This is a genomic window from Subdoligranulum sp. DSM 23681 (genome assembly GCF_057005535.1).
Genome location: NZ_CM168050.1, coordinates 193,550 through 212,285 on the forward strand (window position 1 = coordinate 193,550; position 18,736 = coordinate 212,285).

Below are 18,736 nucleotides of genomic sequence, written 5' to 3' on the forward strand. Positions count from 1 at the left end.
CTACCTTGCGGCCTCTTTGGCCGGGGCTGTGCTGCGGGCGGCTTCGGCGGCCTCCCGTCCGCTCTGCCTTGCCCGCCAGTATTCGGGATTGTATTGCCGGATGGACTGATTGAGGTTTTCTTCAAACCGCTCTTTGTCCTTGATGCGGTCGGGGATCTTCCAGAGCTTTTTGTCCAGCAGCTCCCGGAGCACCACGCTCTCCTGTGCGTCCTCCTCATAGCAGATATAGCCCTTATCCTTGAAGCCGCATTTTTTCGCCGCCGGAGAGAGGACGGCGGCCACCTCGTTTGCTACCATCGTTCCGCCGTGGCTGGCGGTGGATACCAAAAACACACCCGGACAAAGAACTTCACAGCTCTGCACCTCTCCCCATGGGGAGCTCCGGGGAGCATGGAACATCCCGCCCGTCCGGTTTCGGTCCGCCTGCATGAGCGCCGCCTTTTCCAAGATGGCCTTCAGCTCCGGGGAAAAGTAGGCGTATTCCCGCAGGACACGGGCGGCGTCCCCGCCGCAGGCGTTCATCAACAGGGTATAGGCGTCGCTGTCCGCTTTGGTACAGCGGCCCAGCAGCTTGCCGTCATAGTAGCAGGCCGCGTCATAGCCCGTCCGTTTGCGTGGCATGGGTTTCGCCTCCTTTCCGCTTCGGGCCAGCATGGCCCGAGGTCAACGCTCCGCACCACGGCTGGGCTTTTCCTTCGGGGACCGTTCCGCTTTTGCCTGTTCGGCAGCCGCTTTCCCGGCCTTGAGCTGTTCACTGATGGACGCACGCCCGGCAGAGCCGCGCTCCGCCATCTGTTCCAGCTTTACTTCATAGGCTTGCAGAACAGCAGTGTTGAGCTGTTCCCGGAACTCCTTCGTGACAGGATAGGCCATATCCCGGTAGCCGCCCTTGCCGTCCGGCTGGCTGGGCATCCCCACGAAAAGGCCCTTGCTGCCCTGCACGATTTTCAGATTTTCCACCACAAAGCAGTCGTTGAATTTCACGCTGGCAAAGCCCATCAGGTTTTTCACAGGTTCGATGACCCGCACGCTTACATCCAGCTTCAACGGTGCGGCGGGGGTGGCGTCCGCAACCTTTTCCTGCATGGTTTCCTCCTTTCCGGCGGGAACAAGATTCCCGTCCTTGTAGTCATAGCCTTCCGCCCGGAGTGCCGCCAGCGTGTCCGCCGATACGCACCCGGACAGTTTCAGATCGGTTTCCACCATAAAGCGCATGGTGTCTGTTTTAGAAAATTCCTCGGGGAGCTTTCCGTAGAAAGCCGGGTGCGGCTGTCCGTCCGCGCCCTGTTTGTAACGCCGGGGCATACCGCCTCCTTTCCGCTTCGGGTCAGCATGGCCCGAAGTCTCTTAATGGCAGCCGAAGATGGATTTTGCAAGGCTGCCCGTTTTGAACAGGGTAAAACACAGCAGCACCGTATAGCCCACACAGCCCCAGATCGCCCCGATGGGGTCGCCGTCGGTGGCGATACTCTGGATAAGCACCGCGTAGATGGCGACACAGACCAAAATGAGCAAGCCTTGAAAGCCCACCGCAAAGAGGGAGCGGAAATAGTTCTGCCCCATGTGTCCGGTTTCCCGGTTGGGGACGGTGGCAAACGGGATGGGTGCCAAACTTGTGAGTAAGTAAATTTCAATCATACGGCCATATACGATAACGAAGATCACGATGTTTAAGGCAATCATGGTAAGCTGGATCAGGAATGACTGGAGCCAGAGGCCAAACAGGGGGCCTAACTCCATTGCCTCCAGCTCGGTCCGCAGACTGTCCATTACATCCGTTGTGATCTCTGTCCCGTTCTGGATAATGCCCGCCGATTGCTGGATGACGTGCTGGCTCACGTCAAAGACGGCCAGCACGATATTGAAGGTATTCGTCAGGATCATTACCGCCACAAAGGTTTTGAACACCCACTTGAAAAACATCCATGTGTCAACATCATGGAGGTTGTTGCGGTCAATGAGCATTTGTATCAGCTCATAGGTCATTACAAAAGTGAGGATGACCCCGGCGATTGGCAGGATGGCGGTTTCAGAGATTTGCCGTATCATGGAAAAGACCCCGGCGTTCCAGTCCGCCGGGGTCGTGCCTACCTGTGTGGCGATCTCGCCAACGCTCTGATTGACGTTATTGAAAAGGCCATCCAGATTTCCCATGATACCATCGACAAGCAAACCTTTGAGCCATTCAACGATTGCGTCGATGATAAAGTCCATACATCAGCTCCTTTTCTGGAAAAAGGGACAACGGGTAAGGGTTAGCTGAACAGGCCGGACAGCAGAGGGATAAGCTGCATACCGATCAGGACGACACCGCCGCCCGCCATGAGCTGCTTAATGCCCTGGCTCTTTGCCGCGGGGTTGTCGGACCCGTAACCTTCCAGCAGATTGATGACGCCCCACACCGCCAGACCAGCGCCCAGAGCCATGACCAGAATCTTGAGAATGTCGATAGCAGAGTTGAAAAATTCCATATACGTTCCTCCATTTTGTTTGTTGGTTTTGGGTACAAAAAAAGCCGCCCACATTGGCGGCGCTTCGGGCCATCATGGCCCGAAGTTACACAAACTCGTCGCTGTCCAGATCGTCGAAATTCAACAGGTCAGCTTCTTCGTCTGTGTCGGAGCCGTCCACCTCGTACACCGTGTATTCGTCATCCGGCTTTAGTCTCAATGGCCGGTGGCGGAACAGGCTTTCCAAGTGGAAGGCGTTTTTCTTTTTGTCAAACTCGGCTGTGTACTTGTAATTGGGGTGCTTTTTCAAATCATATTTGGGAGAAAAGAAGGGCGGAAGCCCTCGAAGCTGCAAGATACACTTGTCTCCCGGCATGGTGGTGATCTCGCTGGTCGTCATCAGCTCCCGGCCAAGCCGCTGCATATTCTGGCTGTAACTCTCGGACTGACCCCGGCTGCGGCCTTCGGTCTGCATGGAGATAGTGGCCTTGCCCAGCCAGTTTTCCGAAATATCCTTTAGGGTAGAAGCCTCCCGGCCTCCGAGGAACACGATACTGTCCATGTTTCCCATGATGGTTTCGGAATGGTCCTTGTACAGCGCCTTGCATTGGCTCATGGCCTGATAAAAGAGCGTCAGGCTGATCTCCCGGGAACGGATAACGGCAACGATTTTTTCCAGCCCCGGCACCTGTCCCGTGTTGGCCGCCTCGTCCCACAGCACCCGTACATGATGGGGCAGGCGTCCGCCGTAGGTGTTGTCGGCCCGTTCACACAGAAGGTTGAACATCTGCGAGAAAGCGAGTGCCACAAGAAAGTTATAGGTAGTGTCCGTATCGCTGATAAGGAAAAACAGCGCCGATTTTTCATCCCCCAGCCGGTCAAGCTCCAGCTCGTCATAGGACATGATCTCCCGAAGCTGGGGAATGTCAAAGGGAGCGAGGCGGGCTCCGCAGCTAATCAGTATGCTCTTAGCTGTCTTGCCGCTTGCCAGTTTGTACTTCTTATACTGCCTCACGGCAAAGTGCTGGGGACTCCGGCGCTCCAGCCCGTCAAACATATAGTCCACCGCATTTTTGAAGGTTTCGTCATCCTCCCGGACTTCCATGCTGTTTATCATTTCCACCAGCGTATTCATGTTGCGTTCTTCCTCCGGCCCCTCAAACACGATGTAGGCCACAAGGGCGCAGTACAAAAGGGTTTCGGCTTTGGTCCAGAACTCGTCGCCCTCCTTGCCGTCGCCTTTGGTGTTGGCGATCAGGGCGGTGACGAATTTCAGCACGTCGCTTTCCGTTTTGATGTAGGCCAGCGGATTGTAGTGCATGGATTTGGAGAAGTCAATACTATTGAACACCCGCACCTTATATTTCTCCCGTTGCAGGAACCGCCCACACTGGTCGAGGGTGCCGCCCTTCGGGTCCACCACCACATACGAGGAATGGGCTTGAAGGAGCTGCGGGGTCAGCCAGAACCTTGTCTTACCCGAGCCGGACGAGCCGATGACGCAGGCGTTCAGGTTGCGGGCGTTGGCGGGTATCTTCGGGCGGGTATTTATGGTAAGGAACTCCGTCCCGGTCAGAATAACATTGTTCTGAAATTTGGGATCTACAAACGGCTTTATATCCTCCTTTGTTCCCCAGCGGGCGGTGCCGTACTCCGCATCCCGCCGGAATTTCTTTGCCTGCTTGATTTTGGACTGTATCAGCAGATACACCCCAGCCGCACCGGCGAGGCCCACCAGCAGGTCAATGCCACCCAGCCCCGGCCAGTAAGTTTCAAATGCTTTGGGGAAGGTGTCGAGCATCCCCATGAGCTTTGTCCCGAAGTCTGCGCCGGGGGCGATACGGTAGGCCGTCCCGATTTTGGAGAAAAACCAGAACACAAAGAGGTACGGCAGGTTGGGGAGCACATATTTTCTGATCTTGTCACTCAACGCCCGTCCTTCACCGCCTCTCTGGTCCGCTGCTTCTCCTTCGGCTTTGTCCTGATCTGCTCCGTGAGCTTGCGGAGCTGGCCGAGGATAGAAGTCTTGTCCTGGTCTTTGTTCAGCACCTTCGTACTGTATTTCTGGAAGGCCGCCGTGATGGCGTCCGCCTGATTGGCTTTGAAGAACAGCAGGTAATGGCCGGGGCTCACTTTATGGAAAGCGTAGTCCACATGGAACTCCTTCGCTATCCGGTCAAAATCCTTCGGCGCACCCACATACTGCATGGCGTTTTTGCCGCCGTAGTGGTTCATCAGCTTTTTCACGCTCTGGCGGCCCTGCGGGGTCAGCGCCTTCCGGTGGTGCTTTTGCAGCGCCCGAACCACCTTGCCAAGAGCGGCGGCCAGCACTTTTCCCGTCAGCTTTGCCGTCTTGATCGAAAGGGCAACTGTTTTTTGGTTTACTTCTTCCTGCATAAAACCTCCTTTCCGTCAGGGCTCCCGGTAAACGGGAGGCCCCCGTACACTCCGGGGCGACAGAAAACCTCGGGCCAATGTGGCCCGAGGCTTACCGCTCGGCATCCCTGCCGGACGGAGCTTTCTTTTCCGGCTCCGCCTGGACTTTTTCGCCCTGTTCCCGCATGGTCTGCAAGATAGAGGGCTTCTTTTGAAGCTGGGACGGCTTTTCGCCGGACAGCGGCTTGATACATTCCAGACGGTCAGCTGCCCGGATGGCATTGTCTGTGAGCTGTCGCTGCCATGCGCCCACACTGGGAGCCCAGCGAAAGCCGTTGCTTTTCAGCTCGGCCCGGGTGTCTGCGTCAGGCTTTCCGTCAAAGAACACCTGCAAGCGGTTGTCCTCCCGGTTCATTTCCACACGGCCCCCGTCAAACTCCCAGCCGGAAAACTCCCGCTGCGCCTGTTTGGAAAGCTGTTCGATACGGGCCTTTACCCGGCGGATCTCCGCGTTGTTGTTGGTAAGCTGGTAGCTTTCAAAGGGTCTCGGGTCGCTCCGCCAGCTTGATGCCATGCTGGCTTTCAGCTTTTCGATCTGGTCAGGCGACAGCAGCGCACAGCCGTCCAGCTTGCCATGCTTGCGGTAATAGGCGTTGACCTCCTTCATAATGAGCTGGGAGCGTTCCAGCCCGTCCAGCTTTTTCTGGAGCTTTTCAATGGCCGCCGGGTCATCGGCGCTGATACCGCCCATGCCGGTGCTGCGTATCTTATCCAGCAGCCCTTGAATATGTCGCCATTCCTCTATGTTGCTGTCCCGCGCCCGGTTCTGTTTTTCTTTCTTTCCCACCGGAAAATTGGAAGGTCCGGCGATCAGCACAGAGGGAACTCTTGCGTCAATGGCAAAGCCCTGGTTCATGTTTTCGGCCAGCTTGCGGGCGTAGGTGTCTAACAGATGGTCGATCTTCTCATGGTACATGGGGTCCACCCGGGATTTTTGCTGTTCGGCTATGGCTGCGGCCTTGTCCACCATTGCCCGGTATTCCGCCGTTGCGCTCCCTTCCTTATAGTCGGAAAAGCTGTTCATTTCCTTTGCCCGGCGGGCGGCCCCTTCATTGATGGGGTAATAGTTGATGGTATGCACCTCCTTCATGCTTCGGGCCAACATGGCCCGAAGTCTTACCGTTCCTCATGGGAAGGCCCCGCCTTGTCCTTTTGCGGAGCGGGCGGGGCCTCTTGAAACCGTTTGAGCGCGCCGAGAATGGAATGGACAGGCTCGGCCTTTTCGGGATAGGCAAATACCCGGTGTTCCGGCGGTATGTCCTGCGTCCCGTGGTAATGCTCCTTGAAGCCCACCGGGTCCGCCGCCACATATCCGCCGGGAGCGAATACGCCGCCCTCGTTGATACGCATATCCCGCCCGTATGCCTCATAATCGAAGTAGCCTTGAATGTGCTCCGGTATGTCGATGGTCCCCAGCTCGTCGGCGTACAGATGGCCCAGCCCTTCATCATCGGAAATATCCGGGTAAAAGCGGTAGAGGTCAAGGTTCTGCGTCAGGTTGATTAGGTCCTTCACGCTGCCCGTGTGTTTTCCCAAGACAAGAGCGGCCTCAAAGGTTTCCAATCCGCCCTTGTCCCGTACTTCCAGCAGGGCATGGCCCAGCTCGTTCAGCTCGTCGATGTTCTCGTACTCGTCCAGATAGTCATACAGCCCCAGCACATCGCTGTCAAAGCTGGTAATAAACACTTCGCTGTACCGCTTTCCGTCTATCCCGATTTTGGCAAGGGCGGCCTGTACCTCCTGTGTGGTCGTGGGAAAATGCACCGTCGTTCCCACTTCAATCCCCATCATGGGGTACAGGGCCGTGTTGGTTATATAGGCTTCAAACATGGGTTCAATCCTCCTTTCCGGCCCTGTCTGCCAGCACTTCATAAATCCCGGCCATGATGTAATCGGCGCAAGGGAGGGCAATCGCATTTCCCAGCGCCTTGTAGCGTTGCAGGGGCCGGATTTCCTCGCCGTCCGCCCCGTACTTTGTCCAGCCCTCCGGCAGCCCCATCAGCCGCTCGCTTTCCGTTTCCGTCAAGAAGCGGATACAGCCGCCGTCCGGGTCGCCCTCATACCAAAAGGCGAAGGGCGTCACGTCGCTGGCTAAAAGAGTGGGAAAAGGGTCAGTTGGTAATCCGAAGCTGTTTCGGAAGGCGGTTTCTTCCTGCCTTTTTGCCGCTCCCCGCATACGGAAGCACTGAAAGGGGTGGATGACTGGTATTTGCCGCCCTGTTTCAAAAGAAGATGTTCGATCTCCTTCGGCGGCGGTCCGCCCGCCCTCTCGGCAAGGCGGAGGAAGTGGGAGCATTGGACGGGGCTTAAATAGTATGTCGGCGGCACGTCTGCCTCTAAAATCCGCCACGATGAAAATTCGCTGCCTTCGTGCCAGCCTTCGGGAGCCTGCCCAATACTGGGCGTCCATGAGCCGCCAGCACACATCAGGCGTTCCCCCTCGCACCATTCCGGCGTTTCCCCATCTTCCAGAAGGAGGCATTGGAACTTCGGTGTCCGAGAAGGCGGATAGGACGGCTCTAAAATCCATCCGGTCATTTGTAGAAAACGCTCCCATGACGTTTTCCCAAACAGCGATAGCTGGATATAGGTTATCAGTGGCATCCCTCATTTCCTGTATGATACGAAACGCCTGATAAAACAGGCTGGACTTTGCCCCGGCAAGGCCGGAGCGGTTGCCGATTAGAGAAAGGTTCTGACAGGGAGAGCCGAAGGTTATCACATGGACAGGCGGGATTTTCCCGCCGTCCACCTTCGTAATGTCCCCCAAGTGCGCCATATCGGGAAAGTGCCTTTTGGTTATGGAGATCGGCGCTTTTTCAATCTCGCTGGCCCACACCGGACGGATACCGCAGCGGGAGGCCGCCAGAGGGAAAACGCCTATCCCGTCAAAAAGGCTCCCCAGCTTAATGTCCGGCATGGCCCGGGCCGCCGTGTCCCTTCACGGCAAGAACCCCGTCCAGCGTAGTAGCCGCGATACCCAGCCGCCCGGCAACCGCAATGTCGTTTTTCACATCCTCGTCCACCGCACCGCCGCAGACGATCAGGGTATGGGAGCGCCGCAGCATATCCCGGCGCATATCAATCCCGGCCTTATGTTCCTCGGGAACGCTGTCATTCAAGAACAGCGGAAGATACAAAAGCGGGCAGATGGGGGAAAAGCCCGCCTCATAGGCAAGGCGGCAGTAGTGGGCCGCCAGCTCCATATCAACATCCGGCTCACCGCTCCATGCGGCGGTCAGATAGGCCAAAGGTCGTTTCATTGGTTCAACCTCCATTTCTTTCTGATTTGCGGGAAGCAAGGTTTCGCCCAACCCCTCCGCCCCTTCCCCCCGGGAAGGGGGAGGGCTCTGGAGAATTTATATCCCCGTCGCTTGTCCGGGAAAAAGCATAACCGGGAGAAATCCGTCAAGGGTGCCTCTGGCACCGCCTGCGGCGGCGTTGCCCTTGACTGATTTTCCCGGCTATGCTATGGAATAACTGGCGACGGGGAATAATTTATATCTCCAGAGCTGCGGGGCGCGGGGCAGCGCCCCGCAATCCTCGGGCCATCTTGACCCGAAGTTTCGGCTTACTTTTCCGGCTCGGCTTTCTTCTCCGGCTTTTCGTGTTCCTTTTGCTGGCCCTTCCAGTCGTCCAGCAGCTTGATGATCTGGTCCTTCATTTCCCTTGGCGTGGTTTCCTTGCCGAAGTATTTGCTCAGTTCCGCACCCGTCAGAATCACTTTGTCTACCTCCTTTTTGTCCTCCATCATAATGCCGTCGATCACATCCCCGTTGAGCAGCTTCTTTTCGTCCAGCTCCCGCATACGCTTTGCCTGCGCCTGCGAAGGCGAGGACTGCTGGCTGTCGATGGCGACGGCGATATAGTTCTGGTTCTTCTTGCCGATGTAGGAAAGCTCCACCGCCGTAGTGAAGCCCAGCTTTTTCTCGTCCATCAGCTTCATCAGGTCGGGGACCAGCTCATTCAGCCGGATATACCGCTGCACCTGCTTGACGGCCATCTTGTTCCGCTCGGCCACGATCTCGTTGGAGCGTTTGCCTGCGTCCTTCGGGTCAATCTGGCCCGAAGTTCGGGAGCCCTGGTGCTTGATGGCCTCAAGCTGCATTTTCAGAGCTTTGGCCCGCTCGCTGGGGAGGATTTCTTCACGCTGGTTCAGATTGTCCTCCACCATCTGCGTGATGGCTTCATCGTCCGTCAGGTTACGGACGATACAGGGCATATCCGCATATCCGGCAAGCTCGCTGGCCTTCTGGCGGCGGTGGCCGGACACGATTTCATAGCCGCCATCCTCACGGGGACGGACGATAGCAGGCTGGGTAACGCCCTTGTCCTTGACGCTGGACACCATAGCCCGCATTTCTTCATCGTCCCGGACCTCAAAGGGATGGTTCTTGAAGGCGTGGAGCTCGTTCAGCTTGATATATACGATCTGTTCCTCGCCACGGCGGGGAGCCTCCTTCGGCCCCTCGGGTTCCTTCGGAGCGGGAGCGGCCTGCACCGTGGGAGCCGCTTTTTTCTCCGGTTTCTCTTTGGGTGCCTTTTCCTGCTTTTTCTGTGCAGGGGCTTTGGGCTTCGGAGCGGTGGCCTTGTCCTTATCCTCTTTCGGAGGACGGCCCCGGCGCTTCGGCTGCTCGGGCTCTTTGGGCTTTTCCTGTTTTCCCTCGGCCTTTTTCGGAGCCTCCGGCTGCTTTTCCGGTTTCTCCGTTTTTGCCGGGGCAGGCTTTTCCCCGCCCGAAGCTGCCGCCCGTTCCTCGGCTTTCTTTCCTTTCATAATTTCAGCGAAGTCATAGACGGACACCTGCGGGCTCTTTGCCTGCTGTTCCGTCTTTTTTTCGGCCTCCGAGGGAGTAGGCGTTTTCTCCGGCTCGGGCGGAGTTTCCTTGCCCGGCCCGGTATCTGTTACCGGCTGCTCCGGCATTTTCGTGGTTTTATCATCTGCCATAAGCATTTACCTCCTGTTTTTGGGCGTAAAAAAAGGGGCTCAACTTTTCAGTCAAGCCCCGTGGGAAGTTCCTCCTTTCTCCGCCAAGATACAAAAATACCGCCCGTAGTCTCGTTTGGGCGGTACTTTGTGTAAGATTGGCAGTCCATTATTAAGTTTTTTATTATGTTCCCTTTGTACACCGTTGCAATCATCTTTTCAATATATTTGCGTTCAATTGTTCTTCCAAGAAGTTCTTTGACCGCTTCTTCCGCGTCTGCCTTGGAGCCAACGAAAGATTCATTTTGAGCGCTTTCTTCCCATTTGGTAACAGTCACATAGAGCATTGATACCCAATGAGGATTCATGTATTCATAAGTAGAATATGCTGTTATGCTCATGCTCTCCAACAACCTACTAAAATTTTTACTATAGGTTTGACCGTTTAATCTACATTCCGCTTTAAGATATTTTGTATTTACTGGTTGAAGAGCCTGCATAACTTGTAAAATGTGTGATTCGTAATAATTATATGTTTTCTTTCCTCTTATACTTTTGAGCCAAAAGTATAATTGTCTAGACATATAAACCGTACGTTTCATGAACACTTTTGAGTAAAAGATTTCTTTTCGATCTATTAACTCCATTACTGCATTCAGCGAGATTCCCATGTCTGAAATAGAATTAATATATCGACAGCTGTTGCATCCAACCATTCCAAACTGATTTATATACGCCAATAATGTGCTCGACTCGTTATTCATTGGACATAGGCCCTTTCTCACCGGAAGGTATGATTCTTTTCTAGTTTTCCATCATGATATGGATTGGTTATTCCAACAATAAAACTATGGTTTTGGGTTATTTATTGAGGTTGGGCCGAATCTGACTATTTGCTACTACGCAGCCGCCTTGAAAGGAATAAAACGATAAGAAGCACTAATGCGATAATCCCGAGAAGAATATAGTTTTCACTCGCTTTCAGCCCCAAAACGCTGAAAACAAACAGCAACACAGAGCCAAACAGGTTGGTAACAAGGGAAATAACAGAAAACACGGTATCGCGAGACTCATCTGCCTGAATCCGTGTATTCACCAAAAAGGCAAACATAGGAGATGTGATGCCCCATACCAAGCGATAACCACAAACAAACAATACAATTCCAAGAGCATTCGACACAAAAGCCAAGCCAAAGAAGCATACTGCAAGCAATGTCATACAAATCGTAGATAATGTAAGCTTCGACTTTGTCACCACCTGAATGCGGTCAAAGAAGAAAGAACCACAACTTGCTACCAGGGCAGCAACAAAATACAGCAACCCATTGTATTGCATTTGAAATTGGGATTCCACAAGATAGTTCTGTAGAATCTGGTAACCGCAAATAAGAAGCATCGTTACCAATGCATCCAATACGCACGCTTTTCCCAATTCTCGGTTCTTAGCAATATCTTGTATGGATTTTCCAAGAATCAAAATCGGATGAGTATCGCTATTCTTTCCCTCAACTTTTGGAATCGTAAACGAAACCAAAAACGTGAAAATATTAAATACTAGGGTCGCATAAAAAGGCGCCGCAACACCACCAATATTAGAAAACAAGAAACACCCTAAAAATGAAAAGCATAGAGCAATCCATTGTAGCGAGTATACTTTGGAAATGATCTTACTGTAGTAATCAGCATCACCTGAAGCCATACAACTTTTGTATACCAAAGCTTCAAATGGACCGGAAAAGAAGGTACTTCCAATAGCGAAAATAATTTCTCCAATATATAAAAGAAGCGTGTTACCAACGATAAAGAAGAATGTAGAAACCGCCGTCAACCCCGCTCCTATTCTTAAAGCAGCCCGTTCTCCGATTTTGTCTCCTATCAATCCAGTCGGGATTTCGAAGAAAAATGTTGCAAATGAAGAACATGCAAAAAGTAATGTTATCTGGGAACTTGTTAACTGGTGAACCGCCTTGAAAAAAGACGCAAAAACCGGTGTATAAAAATTGACAGAAAGTAAAAATGAAAAAAGAAAAAGACTGCCTTTTTTTGCTGTATTCATCAGATTTCCCTTTTCCCCCCATGGTCGTGGTCTTTTTGATCCATCGAATGATAGCCAAAAAAACACTATGCCTTTTATTATAGGGGCAGGGACAGGAGTTTTCATTCAAAATGTCACAAACAATCTATAAAATGAAATAAAAAGCCTATTTCTGATTACAATATGTTAGAGCTGTAAATTGAAACCATCCTTGCTTAGATGTCACCGTATAATCAGCGTGATACTTTTGCAAAATGGAGACTATGTTTTTGAGCCCAAATCCATGTTCAATATTTGATTTTGTGCTAACCGGAATCACATTATTCAGAATAGTCGCATTATGATTGGTTTTGTTTCGAACAGAAATCACAAAATCACAATTGCTAAGCTGCAGTTTAATTTGGACACACGGGTTGTCTGTTTTTTCGGATGCCTCTATTGCATTATCTATAAGATTTCCAAGTAACACAAGTAAGTCGGTAGAAGAAATCGGGCACCCCTTCAAATTGCAGAGTGAGAAGATGATCGGGATGGATTTCTTTTTTGCTTCGTTATATTTCTGGCTAAGAAGTGTATCAATCATCGGCCATCCAGTATTTACAACAAGTGTATTTTCGTGGATGATCGAAGAACTGCTGTGAATCAGCTCTAAGGCAGACTGCGTATTGCCATGTTCAAGCAACCCAGCAATTGTGTTCAATTGATTTGTGAAATCGTGGGTCAAGCGACGTTGCTGCATATAGACATCATAAAGAGCAGTTGCCTTCTCGCTTTCCAACTGAATTTGCTGGTGAAGCAGTTTGTCTTGTTCCATCTTGGAGTTGTATTCGTTGAGTAAATCAATCAGGACGAAGTGCATAACCATAGCCAGCAAAAGGCCGACCGCATCAATGATTAAAAGAATATGATTTCTCGTATCCCATACAGGAATCGAAAATAGCGATATCATCACAAGGCAAGCAACGCAGGGATACAACGTTAATACGAACCATTGTAACGGAGAAATTTTCAGCTTTTCCCAACTGGCAGAATAAAAGTAACGAAAAATCATAGCAATGGTGACTAGGAGCGAGACGTTCGGCGTAACAAACAGAACAGAATCTATGGTCAGGTAGGTCCCTTGATTTGTACGCACAAGGTCAACCAACCAATATACAATAGAAGATGCCAGTGCATTGATGGTCAAGTCCGTACATAGAGCAAACAGCCTTTTCCAAACGGAGCTGTTCCACGCCATTGAAAATGCAAAAAACAAACATAGAGTCAAGAAATACCGAAGGTAAGTGGGAACGATGAAAATGTTGATAAAAATACAATACAAAGCAGTGAGGATGCCAATTAGACTATAGGCGATGTACTTTTTTACGCGTGGCTGCCCCAGGAACGCGCAATACACATTGACCAGCAAAAATGTTTCTGCAAAGCTCTGAATGAAGGCTGAAATCCAATTCCAGATATCTATATTTGTCACACCGTTCCCCTCCATTCAATATAACGGTTTTTGATGACAGTGTAATCCTTTCTGGCCGCATTCATAAGTACGCCGTTCGATAGATATACATGGTAACTGGCAATGCGTTTGATATAGACCATATTTACCATCGTGCTTTTGTTAATCTGCAGGAAGCCTTGATCTGAAAGTGTATTCACATAATCGGAGAGCTTGCCATAAAAAGAAGTAATTGGCATCAAGGAATTGATCCCAAACACATTCAGCTTCCGCAAATCGCTCTGAATATAAACAATATCGTGACATGGGATTTGGAAGGTTTCCCCGTGCTGTTTATAAGATAGAACAGCATGACCCAATGCAAGTTGTTGCAATATATCTGAAAGGCATAGAGGCAATGTGTTTTGGATATCCTGTTTTAGAACATAACGAAACGCATCGATGGTGTATCCCTTTGGTGCGAATTCCAGATAGGCCGATACAAACACAATAATGATTTCCGGTTTTTGTTTCTTTAGGGCACGTCCAACTTCAATCCCGTCCATTGGCTTCATGTCAGCGTCCAGAAACGCAATATCAAAACTGGATAAATCACACCGCTGCAAAAGAATCTTAGGGTTTGTTACAACAATGGTATCCAGGGGCATTCCCATCTTTCGATAATATTGTATTACTGATTGCTCAAGCTTTTTGGCAAAGCGGCCATCATCATCACAAATTATTGCGCGCATCCGAACATCCTTTCCTGTAAGGTGGGTCTTTGCTTTTTTTTTGAAAGAATAGTCATAGAATTGCTCTATCGACAATAAGAAGATTCGCTTTTCTATTCGTTATTCCGTATTTTTTGATACATCAGATTATATATTCTCATTTTGCGAGATGTCAAGGGCGTAAAATGCCCCTATAGGTAAAGGCAGTGACGAAAGATTTGGGCGCGACTCTGATAGTATTGCGAACAACACACATGTGGTCGCAAAAGGAATTAGCCAAATGAATCAATCGCTCTGCAAACACAATTTGGCGTTATGAGAATAATTTGCAGGAAGCTATGCTCGGCACTCTGCGTTCTTCTTCGGCAATCTTTGGGGGTCCGTTATCCTTTTGAGAAAACAATGGAGACGATCACTCGCTGACAGACAGCCAAAGAGAGCTTTTTATGCTGTTGAAGGACAACCTTCTCCACCTACAGGAACTTAATGATGAACAGAAGGCTATCTGCTTTATGGAATTACAGAAACGGTTCTTGAAAGAGTTTGCGGGTGGTTTGTAACCACGTGCAGCTCATTTGGAAGTTGTAAAGATATCCTACAAAATCAGGAAAAATGTGTGCCCAGGCTTTCAAAGCCGAGGGCATTTTTTATCTGTAGAACGATCTGTAATCGAACACTTTCCGTCGGGCTCACTATCAACAGTTGGTATGGTGGTATTAATTGTCAGTCTTTAGAATCCTGACAAGCACATTCCATTGAAGGAGGGAAAGACAAATAGGCACTTTCATACATTGCATATGCAATATATGACAACATCATTGACATGATTGCTGCATGAGCATATCTCTATATTAAGTAAATATACTTTCTTCTGCTTTCTTCAATAATTCCGTTTTAATTGGGCCAAAAGGAGAGAAAAGTATGAAGGCATCACATTATACAAGTGTGTACGCACTGGAAAGCAGGGACAAGGAAAAGCTGATTTTTAACGCCCGCACATTAGCTTTGGCGCTCATCGAAAATGATAAGCTTGACTCATATAACGCTTTCTGCACGAACGGAACTCCTATACAGGACGAAAAACTTCTTTCCGATCTCAAGACAGGCGGTTTACTTTTGGAGGACGATGTTGATGAGGAAGCCATTATTCGACATGAACAGCTAAGTGCCAGGTATAACACGAATCAGCTCTCTCTAGTTCTTGCACCTACATCAAATTGTAATTTCCGGTGCGTCTATTGTTATGAACGCCCTGTTCTTCGTTCCTCTAAAATGAATGAAGAAACGCAAGAAGCCATCGTAAATTATGTGAAGTCGGTGGCTACGCATTTGGATCAATTATTTATTACTTGGTATGGTGGCGAGCCGTTACTGGCACTTGACGTTATTGAAGCATTATCCAAACAATTTATTGATATCTGCGAAGAGCACCATATTAACTATGGCGCCTCTATCGTCACAAACGGCTACTTGCTCAACCGGGACGTGGTCAAAAAATTGAATGAACTGCGGGTTCATCGGTATCAGATTACGCTGGATGGAAAGAAGGAAATTCATGACGTTAACCGGCCTCTTGCAAACGGAGGTGGGACGTTCGATGTTATTACAAAGAATCTCATTGATGTCAAGGACATCATTCCGAGCGTATCTCTGCGAATTAACACAGGAAAGCATAACGTCAATGATGTTCAAGATATTTATAAGTGGGTTTCGGAAAATGGATTGGAGGAAAAGGTTTCTCCGTACTTAGGGAAAATCACCAGCTCTGGTGACGATGATCCCACCACTTCGATGTGTCTCACGACTGATGAATTTGTTTTGGCAAGGATAAATCTTATTAAACAAGGAATTGATACGGCGGCGGGTACGTTTACTTTTTATCCCAATCCGGTCCGTTGCTATTGCGGAGCAGATAATAATAGTGTCTATGTCATTGATTCCGATGGCTCTCTTTACAAATGCTGGGATGATATCGGCCACAAAGATCTCGCAGTAGGCAACATCAAGGAAGGGTTAAACTATAGCCCGACATTCTTTGCTTACATGCAATATAGTGCTTTGGATGATGATGATTGCAAAAATTGTCCTGCTTTGCCGCTATGTATGGGTGGTTGCCCTCATCGCAGACTGTTCAAGCTTCCGGATCGGTGCAGTGAATTCAAAGATCATCTGAAAGACTTCTTGCTGATTACTGCCGAAAGAATCCTTGAGCAAAGACGCTAACAGAAACATGATGTAGCTCAATAAAGGATTCAGCTTATGTTTTCGCAGTGTAAAAAGTATTTTACCAAGCATAGAGGTGCGATTATTATCATTTTGCTTGCATCGCTTGTTAATGCTGCGTTGGGAACCGTTTCACCGTATATAACCGGCTCTATTATTACCCGAATAAGCAACCGCTACCCACCACGAACCATTTTCGTGGGTTGTGGCGTGCTGTTGGCAATCTATCTGGTATCACAACTCATCAGTTTTGTTGTGGGGCTTATCCGTATCAAAGCAGAAATTTGCATGGGAGAAGAATTCAACAGCGACGTAATATTCTATGTTCAAGACCTCCCTTATGCGTTCATCCAAAAACAAAATATGACTGTCTTGAATCAGGCGATCAATCAAGATACGAATACGGTTATCGCATATTGTTTGGATACACTTTTAAGTGTTTTGACTCGATTGGTTTCACTTTTCGTATTGCTTGCATTATGCTTCTATATCAGTCCAAGCATGACTTTTGTCATCGCCTTGTCTGCGTTAGCATATGTCGCAATATTTCTGAAAATGAAACGACCTATTTTTAACGCTCGCAAAGAGTTCAGAGCCAGCGAAAGCATATTCTTTTCAAAACTTTTCGAACAGTTAGAGCACATTTACTTCATAAAAACAAACGCAATAGAAACGAATTTTAGAAAAAGGCTTGCCAGTTCATTTGATAACTACTTAAAAATAAGAATGAAGGACAATATGATCCAAGCCGCTCTATCTGGGTGGCAAGGTATCACTTCTATTATCTTTCAAGTTATCATGCTTTTGATTGGAGCTACCTTGGTTTATAAGGGAAAACTCGAAGTCGGCTTTTTGTTGACTTTTTCTAGCTATTTTTCCCAATTACAAGGAAGTGTACAATACTTTTTATCATTGGGAGCCTCCTATCAAAACGCCAAAGTATCTCAGAAACGCATCAATGATATTTTGTCAAATCCTTTAGAAACAACTGGAAAGAAAAGGGTTGATACCATATTCTCAATCGAGGCCAACAATTTGTCCTTTTTGTTCTCTGATCAAAACCAAATGTTATACAGCAGCCTTTCTTTCGCTATGCGAAGAGGCAAGATATATTGTCTTGTAGGCGATAACGGAAAAGGAAAGACTACACTGATTAATATACTGTTAGGGTTGTATAACGATCAAATCCCCTTGGGTACCATTAAAATCAACAATACCGATATCAAAGAAGTTGATATGAAATGGTTGAGAAAAAGGCGAATTGCGTACCTTTCGCAGGAAAATGTAATCTTACAGGATACCTATTCTGATAATATGTCTTTGGTATCTGGTACAAACATCAGTTTGGATCAGAAAGTCTTTTTTGATTTGTGCCATCTTTTGAACGCTAAAAACATCAACGAACACGATATAATTTCACTTGATACATTATCAGGAGGTGAAGCACGAAAAGTTTGTATCCTACGCACATTGTTAAAGAACTGTGACCTTCTCATTCTGGATGAGCCTGACAGTTCTCTTGACGAGAAGAGCGTCACAGCTTTAATGGATTATGTCGCAGATACCAAAAAGGATAAGATTACAGTTGTCGTTTCGCACAACATAAATGTTATGAAGCGGTGTGATGAGGTTATTCAATTGTAAAAGGGAACAATGGTGCATTACCTGTACGCAAACTCGTCGCCTAAAATTTATTATATTGAAAGGTAGGTAATATTATGGAGTTCTTAGCTTTATTTGGAGACCTCTTTAACGATACTGGCAGTAAATCGAACGACTCGTCTGATTGTAACTGTCAATGTTTTAATGGCGAAGTCCGAAACTGTGATCATAGTTCTTCCTGTTATGTGTATGGCGAATGCAAAACTGTTATAGGCGAAGTGTGGTGCCCATGCAAAAGACCTAGAACTTGTAGAGGCATTGCCAAACGAGACCATTTATAAACGAAATTGACAAATCGAAGGATAGTTTATTTTCTTTACCACTATAAGTACTATATTTGAAAGGTAAAGTGATATGCTTGTGATCTGGCGCTTAATACAAAATGATACACATATGAGATGGTGCATCGCTAACAATCTCATTCCAGTTTTATTAGGAATAATATTCTGGAATCGTCTCCCAAATGAAATGATTGCGTACCAAACCACAAGTGCGTCTTTTACTGGCACGCAAGAGAAGCTTTCTGCCGTCTTTGCTGTTCCTTGCCTCTACGCTGTAATCCTGTATGTAATTATAAAACTTGTGTTACGCTTGGCAAAAGGTCGACCATTGGGAATTATTTACCCGCTGATTTTTATGGCGCTTTCCATTTATTTTCTCTATATAGAAATTGTCCCTCTAATAACCGAACTACGGTGGATGATCATCGTACCAGCCATTGTTTTCTTTTTGCTCAATATCTTTGCTGAAGTACACCGCATCAAATCAAATAAATAGCCGACCATTTTCCCAGTTTTGTGGTTGAACCCGACATTTTATGAAAGCCGTTCTACGGCATCCTCGCCC

18 protein-coding genes are annotated in these 18,736 nt (G+C 48.7%); 3 read left to right on the plus strand and 15 right to left on the minus strand.

What is annotated here, in order from left to right:
• The 15 genes from AC127K_RS00955 to AC127K_RS01025 all read right to left on the minus strand — a co-directional run bounded on the left by AC127K_RS00955 (position 1) and on the right by AC127K_RS01025 (position 14,026).
• A complete protein-coding gene (locus AC127K_RS00955) occupies positions 1-621 on the minus strand; it encodes a DUF7007 domain-containing protein (protein WP_330391433.1) in 621 nt (206 codons plus the stop codon).
• Positions 622-663: 42 nt separating this feature from the next.
• Entirely contained in the window at positions 664-1,305 is a 642-nt protein-coding gene (locus tag AC127K_RS00960) for a septation protein SpoVG family protein (protein WP_483721231.1), read from the minus strand.
• A gap of 42 nt (positions 1,306-1,347) precedes the next feature.
• On the minus strand, positions 1,348-2,214 hold the full coding sequence (locus tag AC127K_RS00965; protein ID WP_087216255.1) for a VirB6/TrbL-like conjugal transfer protein, CD1112 family: 867 nt from the start codon (positions 2,212-2,214) through the stop codon (positions 1,348-1,350).
• A 41-nt stretch (positions 2,215-2,255) separates the two neighbouring features.
• Complete coding sequence (locus tag AC127K_RS00970; RefSeq protein ID WP_021419859.1) at positions 2,256-2,471, minus strand: Maff2 family mobile element protein; 216 nt, start codon at positions 2,469-2,471, stop codon at positions 2,256-2,258.
• 85 nt (positions 2,472-2,556) lie between these two features.
• Positions 2,557-4,380 (minus strand): VirD4-like conjugal transfer protein, CD1115 family, encoded by a 1,824-nt coding sequence (locus AC127K_RS00975; RefSeq protein ID WP_483721232.1) that lies wholly within the window; start codon positions 4,378-4,380, stop codon positions 2,557-2,559.
• Positions 4,377-4,847 carry a PcfB family protein gene (locus AC127K_RS00980; RefSeq protein WP_021419861.1) on the minus strand — a complete coding sequence of 157 codons (471 nt, stop codon included), beginning with the start codon at positions 4,845-4,847 and terminating at the stop codon, positions 4,377-4,379. Before AC127K_RS00980 ends, AC127K_RS00975 begins: the two co-directional genes overlap by 4 nt.
• 91 nt (positions 4,848-4,938) lie before the next feature.
• On the minus strand, positions 4,939-5,991 hold the full coding sequence (locus AC127K_RS00985) for a hypothetical protein (protein ID WP_483721233.1): 1,053 nt from the start codon (positions 5,989-5,991) through the stop codon (positions 4,939-4,941).
• Positions 5,992-6,002: 11 nt separating this feature from the next.
• Positions 6,003-6,716 (minus strand): antirestriction protein ArdA, encoded by a 714-nt coding sequence (locus tag AC127K_RS00990; protein WP_271824479.1) that lies wholly within the window; start codon positions 6,714-6,716, stop codon positions 6,003-6,005.
• A 4-nt stretch (positions 6,717-6,720) separates the two neighbouring features.
• Positions 6,721-7,806: a DNA cytosine methyltransferase gene (locus AC127K_RS00995; RefSeq protein ID WP_118645503.1), complete on the minus strand. Its 1,086-nt coding sequence runs from the start codon at positions 7,804-7,806 to the stop codon at positions 6,721-6,723.
• A complete protein-coding gene (locus AC127K_RS01000) occupies positions 7,793-8,149 on the minus strand; it encodes a DUF7768 domain-containing protein (protein WP_483721234.1) in 357 nt (118 codons plus the stop codon). Before AC127K_RS01000 ends, AC127K_RS00995 begins: the two co-directional genes overlap by 14 nt.
• Positions 8,150-8,457: 308 nt before the next feature.
• On the minus strand, positions 8,458-9,837 hold the full coding sequence (locus AC127K_RS01005) for a ParB/RepB/Spo0J family partition protein (protein WP_483721236.1): 1,380 nt from the start codon (positions 9,835-9,837) through the stop codon (positions 8,458-8,460).
• 41 nt (positions 9,838-9,878) lie between these two features.
• Positions 9,879-10,574, minus strand: coding sequence for an AlkZ-related protein (locus AC127K_RS01010; RefSeq protein WP_483721237.1), 696 nt, complete (start codon positions 10,572-10,574; stop codon positions 9,879-9,881).
• Positions 10,575-10,699: 125 nt separating this feature from the next.
• Positions 10,700-11,866 (minus strand): MFS transporter, encoded by a 1,167-nt coding sequence (locus AC127K_RS01015; protein ID WP_483721238.1) that lies wholly within the window; start codon positions 11,864-11,866, stop codon positions 10,700-10,702.
• Positions 11,867-12,011: 145 nt separating this feature from the next.
• Complete coding sequence (locus AC127K_RS01020; protein ID WP_483721239.1) at positions 12,012-13,316, minus strand: sensor histidine kinase; 1,305 nt, start codon at positions 13,314-13,316, stop codon at positions 12,012-12,014.
• A complete protein-coding gene (locus tag AC127K_RS01025; protein ID WP_483721240.1) occupies positions 13,313-14,026 on the minus strand; it encodes a LytR/AlgR family response regulator transcription factor in 714 nt (237 codons plus the stop codon). Before AC127K_RS01025 ends, AC127K_RS01020 begins: the two co-directional genes overlap by 4 nt.
• 900 nt (positions 14,027-14,926) lie before the next feature.
• Between AC127K_RS01025 and AC127K_RS01030 the strand changes: the two genes are divergently transcribed.
• The 3 genes from AC127K_RS01030 to AC127K_RS01040 all read left to right on the plus strand — a co-directional run bounded on the left by AC127K_RS01030 (position 14,927) and on the right by AC127K_RS01040 (position 18,667).
• Positions 14,927-16,228, plus strand: coding sequence for a radical SAM protein (locus AC127K_RS01030; RefSeq protein WP_483721241.1), 1,302 nt, complete (start codon positions 14,927-14,929; stop codon positions 16,226-16,228).
• Between the two features lie 36 nt (positions 16,229-16,264).
• A complete protein-coding gene (locus AC127K_RS01035; protein WP_483721242.1) occupies positions 16,265-17,872 on the plus strand; it encodes an ATP-binding cassette domain-containing protein in 1,608 nt (535 codons plus the stop codon).
• A gap of 372 nt (positions 17,873-18,244) precedes the next feature.
• Positions 18,245-18,667, plus strand: coding sequence for a hypothetical protein (locus AC127K_RS01040; RefSeq protein ID WP_483721243.1), 423 nt, complete (start codon positions 18,245-18,247; stop codon positions 18,665-18,667).
• Positions 18,668-18,736 lie beyond the last annotated feature (69 nt).

Coding starts and splice junctions, on each gene's coding strand:
- AC127K_RS00955 (WP_330391433.1), bottom strand. CDS start 621: ATGCCACGCAAACGGACGGGCTATGACGCGGCCTGCTACTATGACGGC.
- AC127K_RS00960 (WP_483721231.1), bottom strand. CDS start 1,305: ATGCCCCGGCGTTACAAACAGGGCGCGGACGGACAGCCGCACCCGGCT.
- AC127K_RS00965 (WP_087216255.1), bottom strand. CDS start 2,214: ATGGACTTTATCATCGACGCAATCGTTGAATGGCTCAAAGGTTTGCTT.
- AC127K_RS00970 (WP_021419859.1), bottom strand. CDS start 2,471: ATGGAATTTTTCAACTCTGCTATCGACATTCTCAAGATTCTGGTCATG.
- AC127K_RS00980 (WP_021419861.1), bottom strand. CDS start 4,847: ATGCAGGAAGAAGTAAACCAAAAAACAGTTGCCCTTTCGATCAAGACG.
- AC127K_RS00985 (WP_483721233.1), bottom strand. CDS start 5,991: ATGTTGGCCCGAAGCATGAAGGAGGTGCATACCATCAACTATTACCCC.
- AC127K_RS00990 (WP_271824479.1), bottom strand. CDS start 6,716: ATGTTTGAAGCCTATATAACCAACACGGCCCTGTACCCCATGATGGGG.
- AC127K_RS00995 (WP_118645503.1), bottom strand. CDS start 7,806: ATGCCGGACATTAAGCTGGGGAGCCTTTTTGACGGGATAGGCGTTTTC.
- AC127K_RS01000 (WP_483721234.1), bottom strand. CDS start 8,149: ATGAAACGACCTTTGGCCTATCTGACCGCCGCATGGAGCGGTGAGCCG.
- AC127K_RS01005 (WP_483721236.1), bottom strand. CDS start 9,837: ATGCTTATGGCAGATGATAAAACCACGAAAATGCCGGAGCAGCCGGTA.
- AC127K_RS01010 (WP_483721237.1), bottom strand. CDS start 10,574: ATGAATAACGAGTCGAGCACATTATTGGCGTATATAAATCAGTTTGGA.
- AC127K_RS01015 (WP_483721238.1), bottom strand. CDS start 11,866: ATGAATACAGCAAAAAAAGGCAGTCTTTTTCTTTTTTCATTTTTACTT.
- AC127K_RS01025 (WP_483721240.1), bottom strand. CDS start 14,026: ATGCGCGCAATAATTTGTGATGATGATGGCCGCTTTGCCAAAAAGCTT.
- AC127K_RS01030 (WP_483721241.1), top strand. CDS start 14,927: ATGAAGGCATCACATTATACAAGTGTGTACGCACTGGAAAGCAGGGAC.
- AC127K_RS01035 (WP_483721242.1), top strand. CDS start 16,265: ATGTTTTCGCAGTGTAAAAAGTATTTTACCAAGCATAGAGGTGCGATT.
- AC127K_RS01040 (WP_483721243.1), top strand. CDS start 18,245: ATGCTTGTGATCTGGCGCTTAATACAAAATGATACACATATGAGATGG.